Annotated in this window: 20 protein-coding genes and 1 pseudogene; 20 read left to right on the forward strand and 1 reads right to left on the reverse strand. The window is 36.2% G+C overall.

The genetic code is table 11. The annotated features are described in order from the left end of the window. The first annotated feature begins 472 nt into the window (after positions 1–472). The 18 genes and pseudogenes from IGJ76_RS00180 (at position 473) to IGJ76_RS00265 (ending at position 17,200) form a co-directional block, all read left to right on the forward strand. Complete coding sequence (locus tag IGJ76_RS00180; RefSeq protein ID WP_000421280.1) at positions 473–787, forward strand: YdcP family protein; 315 nt, start codon at positions 473–475, stop codon at positions 785–787. A 20-nt stretch (positions 788–807) separates the two neighbouring features. Then, a complete protein-coding gene (locus tag IGJ76_RS00185) occupies positions 808–1,185 on the forward strand; it encodes a YdcP family protein (protein WP_001234189.1) in 378 nt (125 codons plus the stop codon). 9 nt (positions 1,186–1,194) lie between these two features. Beyond that, positions 1,195–1,968 (forward strand): hypothetical protein, encoded by a 774-nt coding sequence (locus IGJ76_RS00190; RefSeq protein ID WP_000185760.1) that lies wholly within the window; start codon positions 1,195–1,197, stop codon positions 1,966–1,968. A 21-nt stretch (positions 1,969–1,989) separates the two neighbouring features. Then, complete coding sequence (locus IGJ76_RS00195) at positions 1,990–3,393, forward strand: FtsK/SpoIIIE domain-containing protein (RefSeq protein ID WP_001130247.1); 1,404 nt, start codon at positions 1,990–1,992, stop codon at positions 3,391–3,393. Positions 3,394–3,574: 181 nt separating this feature from the next. Continuing rightward, a complete protein-coding gene (gene mobT / locus IGJ76_RS00200) occupies positions 3,575–4,759 on the forward strand; it encodes a MobT family relaxase (protein ID WP_000426691.1) in 1,185 nt (394 codons plus the stop codon). After that, the gene (locus IGJ76_RS00205; protein WP_000055367.1) at positions 4,756–5,028 is read left to right on the forward strand and encodes a hypothetical protein; all 273 of its coding nucleotides are present in this window, start codon (positions 4,756–4,758) and stop codon (positions 5,026–5,028) included. Before mobT ends, IGJ76_RS00205 begins: the two co-directional genes overlap by 4 nt. Beyond that, positions 5,025–5,246, forward strand: coding sequence for a hypothetical protein (locus IGJ76_RS00210; protein WP_001009054.1), 222 nt, complete (start codon positions 5,025–5,027; stop codon positions 5,244–5,246). The genes IGJ76_RS00205 and IGJ76_RS00210 overlap by 4 nt, the downstream gene beginning before the upstream one ends. Before the next feature lie 59 nt (positions 5,247–5,305). Continuing rightward, positions 5,306–6,067 (forward strand): abortive infection family protein, encoded by a 762-nt coding sequence (locus IGJ76_RS00215; protein WP_000494842.1) that lies wholly within the window; start codon positions 5,306–5,308, stop codon positions 6,065–6,067. Between the two features lie 61 nt (positions 6,068–6,128). Beyond that, complete coding sequence (locus IGJ76_RS00220) at positions 6,129–6,629, forward strand: antirestriction protein ArdA (protein ID WP_000421245.1); 501 nt, start codon at positions 6,129–6,131, stop codon at positions 6,627–6,629. Between the two features lie 71 nt (positions 6,630–6,700). Further along, entirely contained in the window at positions 6,701–7,726 is a 1,026-nt protein-coding gene (locus IGJ76_RS00225; protein WP_000234705.1) for a hypothetical protein, read from the forward strand. 70 nt (positions 7,727–7,796) lie between these two features. Next, positions 7,797–8,192, forward strand: a complete 396-nt coding sequence (locus tag IGJ76_RS00230) for a conjugal transfer protein (RefSeq protein WP_000723886.1) — start codon at positions 7,797–7,799, stop codon at positions 8,190–8,192. Then, positions 8,176–10,629, forward strand: a complete 2,454-nt coding sequence (locus IGJ76_RS00235) for an ATP-binding protein (protein WP_000941001.1) — start codon at positions 8,176–8,178, stop codon at positions 10,627–10,629. Before IGJ76_RS00230 ends, IGJ76_RS00235 begins: the two co-directional genes overlap by 17 nt. Next, positions 10,626–12,653 (forward strand): CD3337/EF1877 family mobilome membrane protein, encoded by a 2,028-nt coding sequence (locus IGJ76_RS00240; RefSeq protein ID WP_000192390.1) that lies wholly within the window; start codon positions 10,626–10,628, stop codon positions 12,651–12,653. Before IGJ76_RS00235 ends, IGJ76_RS00240 begins: the two co-directional genes overlap by 4 nt. Further along, positions 12,650–13,672 (forward strand): bifunctional lytic transglycosylase/C40 family peptidase, encoded by a 1,023-nt coding sequence (locus tag IGJ76_RS00245; protein ID WP_000768374.1) that lies wholly within the window; start codon positions 12,650–12,652, stop codon positions 13,670–13,672. Before IGJ76_RS00240 ends, IGJ76_RS00245 begins: the two co-directional genes overlap by 4 nt. 16 nt (positions 13,673–13,688) lie before the next feature. After that, positions 13,689–14,618: a conjugal transfer protein gene (locus IGJ76_RS00250; protein ID WP_000584387.1), complete on the forward strand. Its 930-nt coding sequence runs from the start codon at positions 13,689–13,691 to the stop codon at positions 14,616–14,618. 313 nt (positions 14,619–14,931) lie between these two features. Next, positions 14,932–14,979: pseudogene (locus tag IGJ76_RS00255) on the forward strand (hypothetical protein); the annotation flags it as partial. 15 nt (positions 14,980–14,994) lie between these two features. Beyond that, positions 14,995–16,914 carry a tetracycline resistance ribosomal protection protein Tet(M) gene (gene tet(M), locus IGJ76_RS00260; RefSeq protein WP_000691737.1) on the forward strand — a complete coding sequence of 640 codons (1,920 nt, stop codon included), beginning with the start codon at positions 14,995–14,997 and terminating at the stop codon, positions 16,912–16,914. A 100-nt stretch (positions 16,915–17,014) separates the two neighbouring features. Next, positions 17,015–17,200 carry a cysteine-rich KTR domain-containing protein gene (locus tag IGJ76_RS00265; RefSeq protein WP_413926387.1) on the forward strand — a complete coding sequence of 62 codons (186 nt, stop codon included), beginning with the start codon at positions 17,015–17,017 and terminating at the stop codon, positions 17,198–17,200. 57 nt (positions 17,201–17,257) lie between these two features. On the opposite strand, the gene IGJ76_RS00270 is transcribed toward IGJ76_RS00265, so the two are convergent. Then, positions 17,258–17,611, reverse strand: a complete 354-nt coding sequence (locus tag IGJ76_RS00270; RefSeq protein ID WP_001227349.1) for a helix-turn-helix transcriptional regulator — start codon at positions 17,609–17,611, stop codon at positions 17,258–17,260. Positions 17,612–18,142: 531 nt separating this feature from the next. Between IGJ76_RS00270 and IGJ76_RS00275 the strand changes: the two genes are divergently transcribed. Further along, positions 18,143–18,565, forward strand: a complete 423-nt coding sequence (locus IGJ76_RS00275) for an RNA polymerase sigma factor (RefSeq protein WP_000804878.1) — start codon at positions 18,143–18,145, stop codon at positions 18,563–18,565. After that, a complete protein-coding gene (locus tag IGJ76_RS00280; protein WP_000845144.1) occupies positions 18,562–18,792 on the forward strand; it encodes a helix-turn-helix domain-containing protein in 231 nt (76 codons plus the stop codon). Before IGJ76_RS00275 ends, IGJ76_RS00280 begins: the two co-directional genes overlap by 4 nt. Positions 18,793–18,827 lie beyond the last annotated feature (35 nt).

Consider the following 18,827-nt stretch of genomic DNA (forward strand, 5'->3'; position numbering starts at 1 on the left):
CGAGATTTTTCAATATCATAAACATTAAAAAAACCAAACCCTGCTAAGAAATTTCTTGGCAGGGTTTTTGGCAGGGAACTATTTGATTTTTAGTGTTTTTAATCCGTTCTACATTCCAAGAAACGCTGTAAAATAGGCTTTCTCACTTCAATTTATAGTGGCTCTTTATTCCCACTCTGTTTTAAGGGTATGGCATATAAGCGAAAATGCTGTAATATCAAGGATTTTGGAAACGTATAAAATCGAATAAATTATATTTAAAAAAATAAAAAGTGCAATAAAAGTGCAGTATTTGCACCTAAGCAGACCTGATTAAATTCGAAATGGAATTCTAAACTCAATATTCATTTAAATGATAGACGTTCATAATGAGCGTCTATTTTTTATGCTTTGAAAGGTTGTGATACTAACAAATTTTTAAATGAATAAAGTAAGCCAAAAATATTTTATGTGAGAAAGGAACGATACACTTATGGAATTAAAATATGTCATTCCCAATATGGAAAAAACATTTGGTCAATTAGAATATGCTGGTGAAGGGAATATTGAACAACGTCGAGTCAATGGCAGACCAACTATTCTCTCTCGTAGCTACAATTTATACTCAACGATTCAACGAGCAGATGATATTGTTGTCATTCTTCCCTCCGAAGCTGGCGAGAAACATTTTGAATCCGACGAAAAAGTCAGACTCATCAACCCACGTATTACCGCAGAAGGTTATAAAATTGGCAATAGAGGATTTACCAATTACATTATGCACGCAGACGATATGGTGAAAGCTTAAGAAAGGAAAGGTGAAAAAATATGAGATTAGCAGAAGGTATTGTGATTGAAAAAGACCAGACATTTGGCACATTGAAATTTTCCGCTTTACGTCGTGAGGTTCGTATTCAAAATGAAGATGGTTCGGTTTCCGAAGAAATTAAAGAACGTACCTATGACTTAAAATCAAAAGGACAAGGACGCATGATACAAGTCAGTATCCCCGCTTCTGTTCCTTTGAAAGAATTTGACTACAACGCAGAAGTGGAATTAATCAATCCTGTGGCAGATACCGTAGCGACGGCTACTTTTCGAGGGGCAGACGTTGATTGGTACGTGAAAGCAGACGATCTTGTATTAAAAGGACAGACAAAACCTCATCAGAAATATAAAAAAGAAGCGTCCGAAAGTGAAAAATAGGTGTTGCTTATGACAAACACACCATTGATTTTGAAAGAAATTCCGAAAGATGAAGCCATTTCTTTTATTCGGCAATACCATTATTCAAAGATACTCCCTAGATTGTGTAAATACTTTCTAGGGATTTTTTCAGAAGAAAAATTATTAGGCGTTGTGGAATTAGGCTGGGGTACGCAACCCCTACAAACCATACGCAAACTCTTTCCCGACAGTTCCCTTCAAACCACAGATTATTTAGAAATTGGAAAGATGTGTTTTCTTCCAGAAATGAATCAAACCAATTATTTTGGCAGTCAAGCTCTTTCAGCTCTAATTAAGTGGTTGAAAGAACATACGGACTGTCATTTTTTATATACATTGGCAGATGGAATTGAGGGAAAATGTGGCTATGTCTATCAAGCGTCCAACTTCTTTTACTGCGGGTATTTCAAGACAAGTGTCTATCGTGATAAACAGTCATGGGAAAAGATACACCCTCGAAGTGCTCGCCTTTTATTAGAGGAAAATGCTCGTTTTGAACAGGTAGAGAAAAAGCATTGGCTTTCCCAGGCATTTTGCGAATACAAAGGGATTGAGAAAATCAATGGACGCATGTTTCGCTATCTCTATCCGTTGACAAAAGAAGCGAAAAAACTGTTAGGACACACGCTCTATCGACGTCATTATTATCCGAAAGAAAAAGATTTACGCTTTGAAAAGCGAATCGCTTATCGGAAATATGAAGCCATTTCTCAACCAACTTTTGATAAACAGGCTCGTATCTACAATACACAATTATTTTGATAGATGGAAAGGAGGATTTTTATGCCATTGCTTCATGACAGAGGAAAGCGAATCAAAGCCAACGATAAGGACTTGGTCTATCATTTTGTGCTGATTTCATTGCTGATAGTTTTTCTAGTCGTTCTACTCCCTTTTCATTGGAGAACGTTACAATCGGTGAATTGGCAAACAGTTCAGTTAGATACATTTTTCTATCAACTGCATACGCCATACTTTTGGAGCAGTATTCTCACTGCTTTTTTTGTATGCGGACTCATCAGCTGGCTCTATTATCACTATCGCATAGATTCTATAAAACAGTTAGAGCACCGTCAAAAGTTAGCTCGTATGATTTTAGAAAACCATTGGTATGAAGCCGAAGAAACTCAATCAGAGGGATTCTTTAAAGACTTATCCAGCAAGAAAACCAAACAACGAATCCGCCATTTTCCTAAAATGTATTACCGAATGAAAGATGGACTGATCCATATTCATGTAGAAATCACTTTAGGGAAATATCAAGATCAGCTCTTGCACTTAGAAAACAAACTAGAAACAGGCTTGTATTGTGAATTAGTGGAAAAAACGTTGAAAGATTCTTATGTAGAGTATGTTCTACTTTATGACACCATTGGCAATCGAATTGGCATTGAAGATGTGGTAGCTCAAGATGGACGTGTCAAATTGATGGAATCGGTCTATTGGGAGTTTGATTCTCTCCCTCACATGTTAATTGCTGGGGGCACGGGTAGTGGAAAATCCTATTTTATTCTCACATTGATTGAATCTCTCCTGCATACAAATGCGAAGCTTTATATTCTCGACCCTAAAAATGCTGATTTGGCAGACTTAGGAGCGGTCATAGATAATGTCTATTACCGTAAAGACGATATGCTGGCATGTATTAGTCAATTTTACGACGATATGATTGCCCGTAGTGAAACCATGAAGCAACACCCGAACTACAAAACAGGAGAAAATTATGCGTATCTTGGTCTACCTGCGAACTTCCTGATTTTTGATGAATATGTGGCGATGATGGATATGTTAGGTCGTGATAGTGCACAAGTTATGAATAAACTCAAACAAATTGTTATGCTCGGACGACAAGCAGGCTTCTTTTTAATTCTTGCCTGTCAGCGTCCAGACGCAAAATATTTTAGTGATGGTATTCGAGATAACTTTAACTTCCGTGTGGCTTTGGGTCGTATGTCTGAAATGGGCTTCGGTATGATGTTTGGAAGCGATACACAAAAACAATTTTTCTTAAAACCCATCAAGGGAAGAGGTTATGTGGATACAGGAAAAAGTGTGATTAGTGAGTTTTATACACCCCTTGTACCAAAAAGGTATGATTTCTTAGGAGAAATAGGAAAAGTCATTCAAAAAAAGCAATCTGAGCCTGTACCGCACGAAGTGAAAGGTACAGGTTCAGACTTGCTTTGATTGGTGTGGCGTTAGCCACGCCAATCCTTTAGCCCCCTCTACCTAACAGGGGGGCACAAATACAACTGAAAACAGGCAATTCTCATCAACCAATGTTGATGGTACAAGGAATTGCGGAAAATAGGAAAGATGTAAACTCAAGGGTCATAGTTTACATCTTTTTTAGATTGGAGGTTTGCGAATGGAAAACGAAAAAATTTGGATTAAGGAATTGAAAGAAAAGCGACTGGCTTATGGCGTTTCTCAAAATAAACTGGCGGTTGCTTCTCATATTACCAGACCTTACCTATCGGATATTGAAACAGGCAAGGCAGTCCCTACTCAACAGGTGAAAGAAGATTTACTGAACGCTTTGGAACGCTTCAATCCCGATAACCCATTGGAGATGTTATTCGACTATGTACGGATTCGATTCCCTACCAATGATGTGTCTCAAATTATCGGTGAGGTTTTACGCTTGAATATGGATTATATGCTACACGAAGACTTTGGCTATTATTCTTATCCCGAACACTATCGTTTCGGTGATATTGTTGTCCTAGTCTCTCATGATGTAAGTAAAGGGGTTTTATTAGAACTGAAAGGAAAAGGCTGTCGGCAATTTGAAAACTTTCTATTGGCTCAACATCGGAGCTGGTATGGTTTCTTTCAAGATTGCATGGAACATAAAGGTATTTTCAAACGCTTGGATTTAGCCATCAACGATAAAACAGGGATTTTGAATATTCCAGAATTGGCAAAGAAATGTAAACAGGAAGAATGTATTTCCGTCTTTCGGAGCTTTAAAAATTATCGCAGTGGTGAATTGGTTCACCGTGATGAAAAACCAGACATGGGAAACACCCTTTATATTGGCTCATTAAAAAGCGAAGTCTATTTCTGTATATATGAGAAAGATTATGAGCAATACGTGAAAAATGATATTGCCTTAGAAGACGCAGAAATAAAGAATCGCTTTGAAATTCGTTTGAAAAACGACAGAGCCACTCAAGCCATGAAAGATTTGTTGGAACATCAAAATGCAGAAAAAACAGCGTTTGAGATTATCAATCGTTATATTCGCTTTGCCGATAAGGACGAAACCAAGCGACGGAGTGATTGGCAAACCAATGAACGCTGGGAATGGTTTATCGGCAAAAATCGTGGAGCATTACGCCTAACCATACAGCCAGAACCTTATTCTTTTGAACGAACATTGAACTGGTTACATCATCAAGTCGCCCCTACATTAAAAGTCGCAAGCATTTTAGATATTCTCAACGGTACAACCATTATTTCCACCATGATTCATGAAGCCAAACTGACAGAAAAACATGAGAAATTAATTGAACAACAACATCTAGGCATGGAGGATTTGATTACATGAGCCTCTTAACAGAAGAATTAAAGAAGTTAGGGTTTCAAGCGTATATACAAAATACAGGGAAATATACGTCTCTCATTATTGAGGGAAAACGGCAAGCTGGTGATACCATCTATACCTATGATTTTTACAAAGTGAGCTTTTATAAGAATTATACCAGTCGAATAACTGTTTATGGAGAGCATTTAACTCCTTTTCAATTATTAAAGCGTGTAAAAAGCTATATCTACTATCGAGAAAAATATCTTAAGGAAAGGAGGACAATCACATGAATTTTGGGCAGAATTTGTACAACTGGTTCTTGGATAATGCACAGTCATTGGTATTGTTAGCGATTGTCGTCATTGGACTGTTTTTAGGTTTTAAACGAGAATTTTCAAAACTTATTGGCTTTTTGATTATTGCTTTAATCGCCGTCGGACTTGTGTTCAATGCAGCTGGCGTGAAAGATGTGTTATTAAACTTATTTAACCGAATCATTGGTGCTTAACAGATATTTTTCATGATAAAATAGGAAGTATATATTTTGTTATGAAAGGATCCATGAATATGTTTACAAATGATCAATTTAAATCTCTTTTAATTAAAACATTAGAAAGAAAGAGCTCTTCAAATTATTATGAAGGAGGTAACGAGATTGTTTCTAAAATGAAAATATCAGAGGTAACTTTAGATGAGACTAACGAGTTTACTTATTATAAAGGATACAAAAGGGATTGGAATACGCTTTGCACCTATCTTAAAATAAGAGCTCCTTTTGATGATTTAGACTTTTTTGAAAGTCATAAAGATTTGCTTACCCAGACAGCAAGCTCCATATATGATAAACAAGGTGATAATGTATTAGTGGATACTATTTTAGTACCACTTCCAGAGAATTACGAAGTAATTAACTTTAGTCAGTTGAAAATTAGTGATGTGATTTCACAAGCTATTGAAGACGCTGAGTCTTTCATGAGTAATGGTGAATATCAACGTGCCTTTGACAGAGTTCACACTGCTTTTCATGGATATTTAATTGAAATACTAAAAAAATATGAAATTACAGTTCCTAGAGACGAAAATCTATCTAAATTATATAGTAGGATACAACAATTAATTGAAAAAGAAATTCAACCTACTGAACTTGCTGATATAGTGAAGACAACGATAAGGTCATCAAATGGAATGATTAGCTCTCTTAATGAAGCAAGAAATAGGCATTCACTTGCACATCCTAATACAAATATTATTGGAAAGAGAGAAGCAAAACTAATAATAGGTATTTCAAGTACAGTTACAGATTATATTAGCGGATACCTTGATAAGTAGCGTCATTAACTGATTGCTACTTTTTTTTTGACTATATTTTATAAAAAGGATGTGATAAGAATTGGAATTGAAAGTCTATGTGGCAAATTTGGGACGGTATAATGAAGGTGAATTAGTTGGATCATGGTTTACTCCACCAATTGATGAGGAAGAAATGGCAGAAAGAATCGGTTTAAATGAGAACTACGAAGAATACGCCATACATGATTTTGAGCTTCCTTTTGATGTGGACGAATACACGCCAATTAGTGAAATCAACCGTCTATGTGAAGCCATTCAAGAAATCGAAGGTACACCTATTTATAATGAACTCAAAGAAATTCAAGGCATGTGGTTTAGTAGCTTGGAAGAATTACTGGAAAACAAAGAGAATATTCATTGTTATAGTGAATGTGATTCTATGGAAGATGTCGCCCGTTATTATGTGGAAGAAACAGGACAACTTGGTGAAGTACCTTCTAATTTACAAAATTATATTGATTATCAAGCTTTGGGACGTGATATGGAAATAGAGGGAAATTATCTTATCACCTCTCATGGAGTATTTGAGTATTCTAATTAACATGGATTACTCTAAACTAGCAATACTGCTATAATAATTTTATACGTTCTGAATTAAGGAGGATTGTTCAATTGGTAATAATAGATGTTTATGGGAAAATAACAAAAATAAAATTGTCAGATAAATTGAAACTATATATATCTAATGTTTCTGATGACTGGAAGGAAAGCATTATAGAAGACATGTTACAAGAAATTCGACAACAAAAAGTTGACATGGCAGATAATTTGAAAAGGTATGGTAAAACATTTCAAACAGAATATTCTATATCTTATTTGAAAGAAATCGTTCACGCCAATGTTGAAGACTATACAAAATATAATTTAGATTCTATTGAGTCATGTCTTCAATGCCTTGTTGATAATATGATATGTCTATTCTTTGACTATGAATATCAGGATATGCCTTTTTTTGATTGGACAAGCAATTGCTTTGATGGTCGTTTTTGTGAAGAGGATTACGCTGAAAAAGTGATGTATTTTAGTAACTTTGTAAATCATGATATACAAAATGGTATTCATATGAACTGCATTTATACAAGTAATATGAATCCTAAAGAGCATACTAGGATATTATCAAATCTAAGTTTTAGAATTGATTCAAACTTTAAAGGGTGCAGGACTACAGACGACTACATTACGGAACTTAAAAAAATGGGCAACCGAATTGATTCTATACTAAAATCGGAAAACGATTATTACAAATTAGATTATATTATGAACGGGATATATAGTGATAATAGTTATAATCAAAATCATTATTTAAAGACTTTTACTTTGTTAGAACTTGTATTATTAAAACCAAATCAGAATACAAATGAAATTGACAAATTACTAATACCTTATCTTGATAAGAAATATGGAGAGGTTTCGAGTGAAGTAGCAAAATTATTAAGACAAATGAGAAATAAAATCGGACATGGTGATTTCAAAGGTTTTAACGAAAAAGCAGAAAAATTCGCTCAAAAATTTATGAAACACTTTCATTTTGACTATACAGAATACAGTAGATTAAATTGGGTATTACTTCATACCTGCTGTCTTTTAGATGATTTACTCAGAATAACTATTTTTCAACAATTAAAAGTCACAAAATAATTATTATTTTATAGAGCAATCACCTATTTTGATTGCTCTTTTTCTATTTTTACGGAAAGGACGTGAAGACATGAAAAAAATAAGAAGTTACACCAGTATTTGGTCAGTAGAAAAAGTGATTTATGCAATTAATGATTTACAACTCCCTTTTCCCATAACCTTTACACAAATGACATGGTTTATCGTTTCTTTGTTTGTCGTTATAATCTTTGGCAGTTTACCACCACTTTCCTTGATTGACGGAGCACTACTCAAATACTTAGGGATTCCCGTTGTCCTCACTTGGTTCATGTGTCAAAAAACCTTTGACGGGAAGAAACCCTATGGATTTTTAAAATCTATTATTACCTATGCTCTACGCCCTAAAATAACCTATGCTGGCAAACAAATACGATTAAATAAAGAAAAAATGAATGAATCAATCACGATTGTAAGGAGTGAACAATTAAATGGCACACCCCATTAAATATATCGAAGATAATCTCGTATTTAATCATGATGGCGAAGTATTTGCTTATTATGAATTAATTCCCTATAATTACAGTTTTTTAAGTTCCGATGAAAAAGTTCAAGTTCATGATAATTTCCGTCAATTGATTGCCCAAAATCGTGATGGTAAGATTCATGCCCTGCAACTAGCAACCGAATCAAGTATTCGAGCGACACAGGAACAATCGAAAAAAGAAATCACTGGACGATTAAAAGAGATAGCTTACGAAAAAATAGATGAACAGACCGAAGCGTTAGTTTCTATGATTGGTGACAATCAAGTGGACTATCGCTTTTTTATTGGTTTTAAACTCTTGCTGAATGAACAGGAAGTATCGGTCAAAAATATTGGCAAAGACATTCAAAAAGCATTTGCGGAATTCTTTCATGGCGTGAATCACAAGTTGATGGGCGATTTTGTTTCTATGCCTATGTCAGAAATCGAACGCTTTTCTAAAATGGAACAGTTATTAGAAAGTAAATTATCCAGACGCTTTCACATTCGCCCATTGGGGAAAGATGATTTTGGGTATATCATTGCCCACCTTTACGGTCAAACAGGGATTCCTTTTGATGACTACGACTACCATTTACCCAAACGATATGAAGATAAAAAAGTGTTGGTAAAGAAATACGATATTATTAAACCCACTCGCTGTTTAATCGAAGAAAAGCAACGCTACTTACGGATGGAACAGGAAGATACTACCACTTATGTGGCGTATTTTACGATTAACAGTATCGTCGGCGAATTGGATTTCCCCAATAGTGAGATTTTTTATTACCAGCAACAACAGTTCACTTTCCCGATTGATACCAGCATGAATGTTGAAATTGTTGCTAATAAAAAAGCTCTGTCTACCGTTCGCAACAAAAAGAAAGAATTGAAAGACTTGGATAGTCACGCATGGGAAAGCGACAATGAAACCAGTACCAATGTGGTGGACGCTTTAGAATCTGTCGACGAATTAGAAACCAACCTAGACCAAACCAAAGAATCCATGTACAAACTAAGCTATGTGGTACGGGTATCGGCAAAAAATCTGGACGAGTTGAAACAACGTTGTGATGAAGTAAAAGATTTTTATGATGATTTGTCTATCAAATTAGTACGACCTTTTGGCGATATGCTAGGCTTGCATAATGAATTTATTCCCTCAAGCAAGCGATATATCAATGACTATATTCAATATGTCACGTCGGATTTTTTGGCTGGTCTTGGTTTCGGAGCTACACAAATGCTTGGTGAAAATTCTGGTATTTACGTCGGTTACAATCTCGATACAGGCAGAAATATTTATCTCCAACCCAGCCTTGCAAGTCAAGGAATTAAGGGCTCTGTGACGAATGCGTTAGCGTCTGCTTTTATTGGTTCATTAGGTGGCGGAAAATCATTCTCTAACAATATGCTGGTCTATTATTCGGTACTCTTTGGCGGACAGGCAATCATTGTAGACCCAAAAGCTGAACGTGGCAAATGGAAAGAAACCTTACCTGATATTGCCCATGAAATCAATATCGTTAATCTCACGAGTGAGAACGACAATAAAGGGTTACTTGACCCTTATGTGATCTTAAAACTCCCGAAAGATTCAGAAAGCCTAGCCATTGATATTCTCACGTTCTTAACAGGCATTTCCAGCCGAGATAGCGAGAAGTTTCCTGTCCTGCGTAAAGCGATTCGGAGTGTCACTCAAAGCGAACAACGAGGGTTGTTATTGGTGATTGATGAATTGCGAAAAGAAGATACACCCATCAGCAATAGTATTGCTGACCATATCGAAAGCTTTGTCGATTATGATTTTGCCCATCTGTTATTCAGTGATGGCAATGTCACCCAATCCATTAGCTTGGAAAAACAACTCAATATTATTCAAGTGGCAGATTTGGTCTTACCCGATTCCAATAGCTCTTTTGAAGAATACACCACCATGGAATTATTAAGTGTGGCAATGCTGATTGTCATTAGTACCTTTGCTTTAGACTTTATCCACTCTGACCGTTCCATTTTTAAAATTGTTGACCTTGATGAAGCTTGGAGTTTTTTACAAGTGGCACAAGGAAAAGCTCTATCTATGCGTTTAGTTCGGGCAGGGCGTGCCATGAATGCAGGGGTCTATTTCGTTACTCAAAACGCCGACGATTTACTAGATGAAAAGATGAAGAATAATATTGGCTTGAAATTCGCCTTTCGTTCCACTGACCTAGTGGAAATCAAAAAGACCTTAGAATTTTTTGGCGTGGACAAGGAAGATGAAAACAATCAGAAACGCTTACGTGAATTAGAAAATGGACAATGTTTAGTTTCAGACATCTATGGTCGTGTAGGGGTTATGCAGTTTCACCCGATTTTTGAAGAGTTGCTTCATGCCTTTGATACCAGACCGCCTGTGCGAAATGAGGGGGAAAAATGACACAAAAACAAAAGAAATTTCTTCACTATAGTTGGATAACGCTCCTTTGTGTGGGCGTTATTTTACTTTTATTAGGCACGCTGGGCAATGCAGTACAAGCAACAGGCTTAGTTGATGAAACCATTGATACAAGCAACGAGTATTCCAAGTATGGTTTAAATCATTATCAGCTTGATTATTATGTGGACAATAGCTGGGGCTGGCTGCCGTGGAATTGGAGTGACGGCATAGGGCAATCAGTGATGTATGGACTGTATGCCATTACCAATTTCATTTGGACGATTTCTCTTTATCTTTCCAACGCCACAGGCTATTTGGTCAAAGAAGCCTACGCCTTGGATTTCATTAGTCAAACGTCTCAAGCGATTGGTGAGAACATGCAGACCATTGCAGGGATTACACCGAATGGCTTTTCCAGTTCGGGTTTTTATGTCGGCTTCCTTCTTCTTTTTATTCTGATTGTTGGAATCTACGTTGCCTATACAGGACTGGTGAAACGAGAAACGACCAAAGCTATACGAGCTGTGTTAAATTTTGTGGTGGTGTTTATTCTATCAGCTTCCTTTATTGCGTATGCTCCCGATTATATTGCGAAAATCAATGATTTTTCCAAAGATGTGAGCACTGCCAGTTTAGATATTGGGACAAAGATTGTCCTTCCCGATACGGATAGTCAAGGCAAAGACAGTGTGGATATGATACGTGATAGCCTATTTTCTGTTCAAGTCAAGCAACCGTGGTTATTACTTCAATATGGCTCAACCGATATAGAAACCTTAGGTGAAGACCGTGTGGAAAAGTTATTGGCTACCAGTCCAGATACAAACAATGGTGAAGATAGAGAAAATGTAGTGATTGAAGAAATTGAAGATCATGACAATACCTATTTAACACTCCCGAAGACCATTTCCCGATTAGGAACGGTCTTCTTTTTGTTTGTATTCAATATTGGTATCTCGATTTTTGTTTTCCTTCTAACAGGAATCATGATTTTTTCGCAAGTGCTATTTATTATTTTCGCTATGTTTTTGCCAATCAGTTTCCTATTAAGTATGTTGCCGAGTTTTGATGGCATGGGCAGGCATGCCATTACCAAGTTATTTAATGTGATTATGACAAGGGCTGGTATTACCTTGATTATTACCGTTGCCTTTAGTATTTCCACTATGCTTTATTCGCTGTCAGCAAGTTCTCCCTTTTTCATGATTATGTTTTTACAAATTGTGACCTTTGCAGGGATTTATTTTAAACTGGGCGATTTAATGAGCCTATTCTCTTTACAAAGCAACGACTCTCAAAACATGGGCAGACAAGTGTTTCGCAGACCTCGTCAAATGATGAATCGACAAACCAGAAGATTTCAACGCAGTATGAGTAAGATTTTTCGTGGAAAAGCAGGGTCAACGAAGCAAAAGACAATGACAACAAAGCAGAATCAAACCAATAAAGCTAACCATACTCGTCAAAATGAACGGACTACACCAAAGAAAGAAACAGCACTTTCCAATGTGAAAAAGCAACAAGGCGGTATCGGGCAACGATTAGGTGAAAAGACAGCCCATGTATTGGACACGAAAAATCGTCTAGTCAATAAAAGAAAGCAGGCTAAACAACAGATACAGGCGACACCAACCCATGTCAAATATGCCCTTCATCAAGGAAAAGAGAATGTCACTCATAATGTAACAGACTTTAAACAATCTATGGCAGATACCAAAGCTCAACGCAAACAACAGCGTATGAACCAGCAGGAGCAAAAACGAAAGAACATTGCTCAAAAGCGTTTGGAGCTGGATAAAGCAAAAGAAAAAAGACGAAAAGAAAACCCATCATCTCCTGTTCAGAATAACCAGCAGCATGTTCGCAAGCGTCAGCAAACCGTCACGCCTGTTTTGTCACAAAACACTAAACGTGAAAATCATCAGCGACCATTGAAAAAAGAGCAAAAACAAAAGACACCACCGAAGCAATTCAATCAGAGGAAGCTAAATAAAAGAACGGATAAGCGAGGACAACAAACATGAAGCTAAAAATAACAGTGATTTGTAGTGTGGTCTTCTCTCTCTTCTTTTTTCTCTTATTATTCCTAGTCATTTTCTTTGCAGATGATACGGACAGTGGCGAAAACAACAAGGATTCTTCTATTTCACAAGGCGGTGTGACCGTTTCACCAGAAGTGTTGGCACACCGTCCGTTGATTGAAAAATATGGTAAGGAATATGGGATTGAAGACTATGTTTCTTATATCTTAGCCATTATGCAAGTGGAATCGGGCGGTACAGCAGAAGATGTTATGCAAAGTTCCGAATCTTTGGGTTTACCGCCCAACAGTTTGAGTACCGAAGAGTCCATCAAACAAGGGGTTAAATATTTCAGTGAATTATTAACCAGTGCAGAACAACAAGGAGTGGATATAGATTCTGTTATCCAATCTTATAATTATGGCGGTGGCTTTTTAAATTATGTGAGGAGTCATGGGAAAAAATATACCTATGAATTAGCCGAACAGTTTTCTAAAGAGAAGTCGGGTGGTCAAAAAGCAGACTATCCCAATCCCATAGCCATACCTGTGAATGGTGGTTGGCGATATAACTATGGAAATCAGTTTTATGTTCAGTTGGTTTCACAATACCTAACCGACACTTCCCCAACAGAATTTGATGATGAAACCGTGCAAGTCATTATGGACGAAGCCTTGAAATACGAAGGGTTTCCCTATGTCTTTGGAGGGGCGTCGCCTACCACCTCTTTTGATTGTAGTGGCTTAATACAATGGGTGTATGACAAAGCTGGCATTTCTCTCCCTCGTGTCGCCCAAGATCAGTATGACGCTACGCAAGAAATCTCTATGGAAGAAGCCCAAGCAGGCGACCTTATCTTCTTTCATTCAACCTATAATGCAGGCACATATGTGACTCATGTGGCGATATATTTAGAGGGAAATCGCTTTTATCATGCAGGCGACCCAATCGGTTATGGCGACTTAAGCAGTCGTTATTGGCAAGACCATCTGATTGGGGCTAGACGTGTTATTCATAACTAAGAAAGGAATGAATCAAATGATTATAAAAATCGAGCGAAAAGAAAAGAAGGAGAAACCAAAGAAATCTAAAAAACCGAGCAAGCAAAGAAAAGTTCCGATGATTAAAGTTGGCACGCATAAGAAATTAACCTTTGTTTTATGGGTTTTATTGATTGGTAGTGTCGGATTTGGAATCTATAAAAATTTTACTGCCATTGACACTCATACTGTCCGTGAAACAGAAATCATTAAACAGCAGATTGTCGATACCAACCAAGTAGAAAGTTTTGTGAAATCCTTTGCGAAAGACTACTTTTCGTGGCAACAATCCCAAGAAGCCATTGATAAACGAAATGAAAAATTGACCCATTATTTGACGGAAGAATTGCAGGTATTAAATGAAGAAATGATTCGTAAGGATATTCCTACTAGTTCTAGTGTGAACGATATACAGGTGTGGCAGGTTTCTCAAGTGAATGAGAACACCTTTGAGGTACTGTTTTCTGTTGAACAAGTTATTACCGAAGACAAAGACAAGGAAACTATATCGTCTAGCTTTCATGTGGTTGTCCATATAGATGAATCAGATAATATGGTTATTATCAAAAATCCGACAATGAGTAAGAAACCTCAAAAATCGGACTACCAACCCAAACAGCTAGAAAGTGACCATACAGTAGATACAGAAACGATGGACGAAATCACTAGCTTTTTAGAAACGTTCTTCCAGCTCTATCCTACCGCCACAGAAAAAGAATTGACTTACTATGTAAGTAATCATGTGTTACCTATGATTAACAAGGAATATGTTTTCGAGGAATTGGTGAATCCTATCTTTACCAGAAAAGATAACCAAGTAATCGTGAATGTCGCTGTGAAATATTTAGATCAAGAAACAAAGGCAACCCAAATCTCGCAATTTGAGTTGATATTAGAAAAACAAGATAATTGGAAGATTGTAAAATAACAAATATTGGTACATGATTACAGATACTTTGTAATCATGTACTCTTTTTGATAAAAAATTGGAGATTCCTTTACAAATATGCTCTTACGTGCTATTATTTAAGTGACTATTTAAAAGGAGTTAATAAATATGCGGCAAGGTATTCTTAAATAAACTGTCAATTTGATAGCGGGAACAAATAATTAGATGTCCTTTTTTAGGAGGGCTTAGTTTTTTGTACCCAGTTTAAGAATACCTTTATCATGTGATTCTAAAGTATCCAGAGAATATCTGTATGCTTTGTATACCTATGGTTATGCATAAAAATCCCAGTGATAAAAGTATTTATCACTGGGATTTTTATGCCCTTTTGGGTTTTTGAATGGAGGAAAATCACATGAAAATTATTAATATTGGAGTTTTAGCTCATGTTGATGCAGGAAAAACTACCTTAACAGAAAGCTTATTATATAACAGTGGAGCGATTACAGAATTAGGAAGCGTGGACAAAGGTACAACGAGGACGGATAATACGCTTTTAGAACGTCAGAGAGGAATTACAATTCAGACAGGAATAACCTCTTTTCAGTGGGAAAATACGAAGGTGAACATCATAGACACGCCAGGACATATGGATTTCTTAGCAGAAGTATATCGTTCATTATCAGTTTTAGATGGGGCAATTCTACTGATTTCTGCAAAAGATGGCGTACAAGCACAAACTCGTATATTATTTCATGCACTTAGGAAAATGGGGATTCCCACAATCTTTTTTATCAATAAGATTGACCAAAATGGAATTGATTTATCAACGGTTTATCAGGATATTAAAGAGAAACTTTCTGCCGAAATTGTAATCAAACAGAAGGTAGAACTGTATCCTAATATGTGTGTGACGAACTTTACCGAATCTGAACAATGGGATACGGTAATAGAGGGAAACGATGACCTTTTAGAGAAATATATGTCCGGTAAATCATTAGAAGCATTGGAACTCGAACAAGAGGAAAGCATAAGATTTCAGAATTGTTCTCTGTTCCCTCTTTATCATGGAAGTGCAAAAAGTAATATAGGGATTGATAACCTTATAGAAGTTATTACTAATAAATTTTATTCATCAACACATCGAGGTCCGTCTGAACTTTGCGGAAATGTTTTCAAAATTGAATATACAAAAAAAAGACAACGTCTTGCATATATACGCCTTTATAGTGGAGTACTACATTTACGAGATTCGGTTAGAGTATCAGAAAAAGAAAAAATAAAAGTTACAGAAATGTATACTTCAATAAATGGTGAATTATGTAAGATTGATAGAGCTTATTCTGGAGAAATTGTTATTTTGCAAAATGAGTTTTTGAAGTTAAATAGTGTTCTTGGAGATACAAAACTATTGCCACAGAGAAAAAAGATTGAAAATCCGCACCCTCTACTACAAACAACTGTTGAACCGAGTAAACCTGAACAGAGAGAAATGTTGCTTGATGCCCTTTTGGAAATCTCAGATAGTGATCCGCTTCTACGATATTACGTGGATTCTACGACACATGAAATTATACTTTCTTTCTTAGGGAAAGTACAAATGGAAGTGATTAGTGCACTGTTGCAAGAAAAGTATCATGTGGAGATAGAACTAAAAGAGCCTACAGTCATTTATATGGAGAGACCGTTAAAAAATGCAGAATATACCATTCACATCGAAGTGCCGCCAAATCCTTTCTGGGCTTCCATTGGTTTATCTGTATCACCGCTTCCGTTGGGAAGTGGAATGCAGTATGAGAGCTCGGTTTCTCTTGGATACTTAAATCAATCATTTCAAAATGCAGTTATGGAAGGGATACGCTATGGTTGCGAACAAGGATTATATGGTTGGAATGTGACGGATTGTAAAATCTGTTTTAAGTACGGTTTATACTATAGCCCTGTTAGTACTCCAGCAGATTTTCGGATGCTTACTCCTATTGTACTGGAGCAAGCCTTTAGAAAAGCTGGAACAGAATTGTTAGAGCCATATCTTAGTTTTAAAGTTTATGCACCACAGGAATATCTTTCACGGGCATATAACGATGCTCCCAAATATTGTGCAAATATCGTAAATACTCAACTGAAAAATAATGAGGTCATTATTATTGGAGAAATTCCTGCTCGATGTATTCAAGATTATCGCAATGATTTAACTTTTTTTACAAATGGGCTTAGTGTTTGTTTAGCAGAGCTAAAAGGATATCAGGTTACCACTGGCGAACCTGTTTGCCAGACCCGTCGTCTAAATAGTCGGATAGATAAAGTAAGATATATGTTCAATAAAATAACTTAGTGCGTTTTATGTTGTTATATAAATATGGTTTCTTATTAAATAAGATGAAATATTCTTTAATATAGATTTGAATTAAAGTGGAAAGGAGGAGATTGTTATTATAAACTACAAGTGGATATTGTGTCCTATTTGTGGAAATAAAACAAGACTACGAATACGAGTGGATACTATACTTAAAAATTTCCCTTTATACTGCCCCAAATGTAAGAACGAAACTTTAATTAATGTTCAAAAAATGAATATAATAACAATCAAAGAGCCAGACGCCAAGACGCAGAGCCGATAATTTGAGAAATGAAACTCTCATCTTATCGGCTCTTTTTGTTTATCTGAATTTTACTGACTAGCCTTCAATATTTCTTGCTTCATTGATACCTTTTGCTAGTGCTTCCATTAAGGATAGTTCTTTGTCTGTAAAGCTATCCATGTATTTTTCTATCTGTAGCCTTCGAGTGCTTTTTATCAAATTATCTGTAGGTAAGAAAAATTCATCAATAGACACATGGAGTAATGATACAAGATCATAAAGCACCTGTGTACTTGGGTGTTGCCCTTTATTTTCTATATTTGTTAAATAACGTGGGTCAATTTCAATGATTGTTCCTACTTGTTCACGGGTGAGACCACGTTTTATTCGAGCCTCTTTAATCGCTAGACCAACGGCTCTAAAATCGTATTTATCTTCTTTTTTACGCATAATAAACCACCTCTATACATTTTACTGTTCCTATCCAAGTGGAAACAGGTATAGAAAAACGTGTTATGTAGTTTGTGAGTTCTTTTAAGAGCGCTATTATGCTTATGAATGTGATAAATCCAATCTCAAATAGAAAGGTCGCTGATTTTATTTACCCATACAACTATATAAAATTTAGTTATGCTGCTAAAAAGTAGATAAAATTGGCGACTGAATGGAGGTCACAGTCGCCATGAAAAAGATACGTCACTATCTAATTCTCTTAATTAGGTTCTTATCAAAAAAACTTACCCACCTACACTAGATAAATATGACCATCAATGTGGTTTTACAAATCGTATAGACAGAACAATTGAAGCACATGAACAGAGAAAACAATCTGTTTATGTGTTTTTTTGGCTACTTCGTGAATATCTTTTAAGATTTTTCTTCACTTATGCAACAAATCCCCCTTTCGTGTCGGGACTTAGTATGAAGGGAGATAAAGAAGTACATGCCACTCCCTTTCACGACAGAAAGGGGGTGAAAAACATGAAACCATCTTCTTTTCAAGAAACCATAGAAAATCAGTTTGACTATATCTGCAAACAAGCCATTGAAGATGAACGGAAAGATTATTTCAAACATCTAAGCAGACTGTCCAAAAAAGAAGTTTCATTTTCTGAAATAGATAACTACCTTGTCACCTCTTTTTCTACGGTTGATACGTATGTCACTGATTTTCAACTATTCACATTGTATGGATTAAGAATCAATGTTGAAAGTGATTTGTTAAGCGAAGCCTTACGCCACCTTCCAGAGAACAAGCGGAACATCATTTTACTTCATTATTTTATGGATATGAGTGATGTGGAAATTGCAGAATTACTAAATGTAAATCGTTCAACAGTTTATCGTCATCGAATAAGTGGACTAGCCATGATTAAAGAATTCATGAAGGAGTGTAAAGAATGAAAACAGCCTATCCAAGGGTTCCCTTCCCCCTCATTGTAAAGGCGACAGATGGCGACGTGGAAGCAATTAATCAGATTGTTAAACATTATCGAGGGTATACCTCAAAACGTTCTTTGCGTCGCATGACAGACGAATATGGCAATTCTCATATGGTTATTGATGAAACCCTACGTGGCAGAATGGAAACAAAACTCATCACCAAGATTTTAGCGTTCGAAATTAAATAATCTCATTTTTTCGTGGAAGCGTGTTGAACCGTTCC

Origin of the sequence: Enterococcus sp. DIV0175 (assembly GCF_050529075.1) — a bacterium.
GTDB classification, from domain to species: Bacteria; Bacillota; Bacilli; order Lactobacillales; family Enterococcaceae; genus Enterococcus_B; species Enterococcus_B thailandicus.

Excerpts from the sequence above, each read along its gene's own strand:
- IGJ76_RS00190 (WP_000185760.1), top strand. The coding sequence starts at position 1,195 with ATGACAAACACACCATTGATTTTGAAAGAAATTCCGAAAGATGAAGCC.
- IGJ76_RS00250 (WP_000584387.1), top strand. The coding sequence starts at position 13,689 with ATGATTATAAAAATCGAGCGAAAAGAAAAGAAGGAGAAACCAAAGAAA.
- IGJ76_RS00180 (WP_000421280.1), top strand. The coding sequence starts at position 473 with ATGGAATTAAAATATGTCATTCCCAATATGGAAAAAACATTTGGTCAA.
- IGJ76_RS00230 (WP_000723886.1), top strand. The coding sequence starts at position 7,797 with ATGAAAAAAATAAGAAGTTACACCAGTATTTGGTCAGTAGAAAAAGTG.
- IGJ76_RS00240 (WP_000192390.1), top strand. The coding sequence starts at position 10,626 with ATGACACAAAAACAAAAGAAATTTCTTCACTATAGTTGGATAACGCTC.
- IGJ76_RS00235 (WP_000941001.1), top strand. The coding sequence starts at position 8,176 with ATGGCACACCCCATTAAATATATCGAAGATAATCTCGTATTTAATCAT.
- IGJ76_RS00215 (WP_000494842.1), top strand. The coding sequence starts at position 5,306 with ATGTTTACAAATGATCAATTTAAATCTCTTTTAATTAAAACATTAGAA.
- IGJ76_RS00245 (WP_000768374.1), top strand. The coding sequence starts at position 12,650 with ATGAAGCTAAAAATAACAGTGATTTGTAGTGTGGTCTTCTCTCTCTTC.
- IGJ76_RS00275 (WP_000804878.1), top strand. The coding sequence starts at position 18,143 with ATGAAACCATCTTCTTTTCAAGAAACCATAGAAAATCAGTTTGACTAT.
- IGJ76_RS00195 (WP_001130247.1), top strand. The coding sequence starts at position 1,990 with ATGCCATTGCTTCATGACAGAGGAAAGCGAATCAAAGCCAACGATAAG.
- IGJ76_RS00205 (WP_000055367.1), top strand. The coding sequence starts at position 4,756 with ATGAGCCTCTTAACAGAAGAATTAAAGAAGTTAGGGTTTCAAGCGTAT.
- IGJ76_RS00185 (WP_001234189.1), top strand. The coding sequence starts at position 808 with ATGAGATTAGCAGAAGGTATTGTGATTGAAAAAGACCAGACATTTGGC.
- IGJ76_RS00270 (WP_001227349.1), bottom strand. The coding sequence starts at position 17,611 with ATGCGTAAAAAAGAAGATAAATACGATTTTAGAGCCGTTGGTCTAGCG.
- IGJ76_RS00280 (WP_000845144.1), top strand. The coding sequence starts at position 18,562 with ATGAAAACAGCCTATCCAAGGGTTCCCTTCCCCCTCATTGTAAAGGCG.
- mobT (WP_000426691.1), top strand. The coding sequence starts at position 3,575 with ATGGAAAACGAAAAAATTTGGATTAAGGAATTGAAAGAAAAGCGACTG.
- IGJ76_RS00210 (WP_001009054.1), top strand. The coding sequence starts at position 5,025 with ATGAATTTTGGGCAGAATTTGTACAACTGGTTCTTGGATAATGCACAG.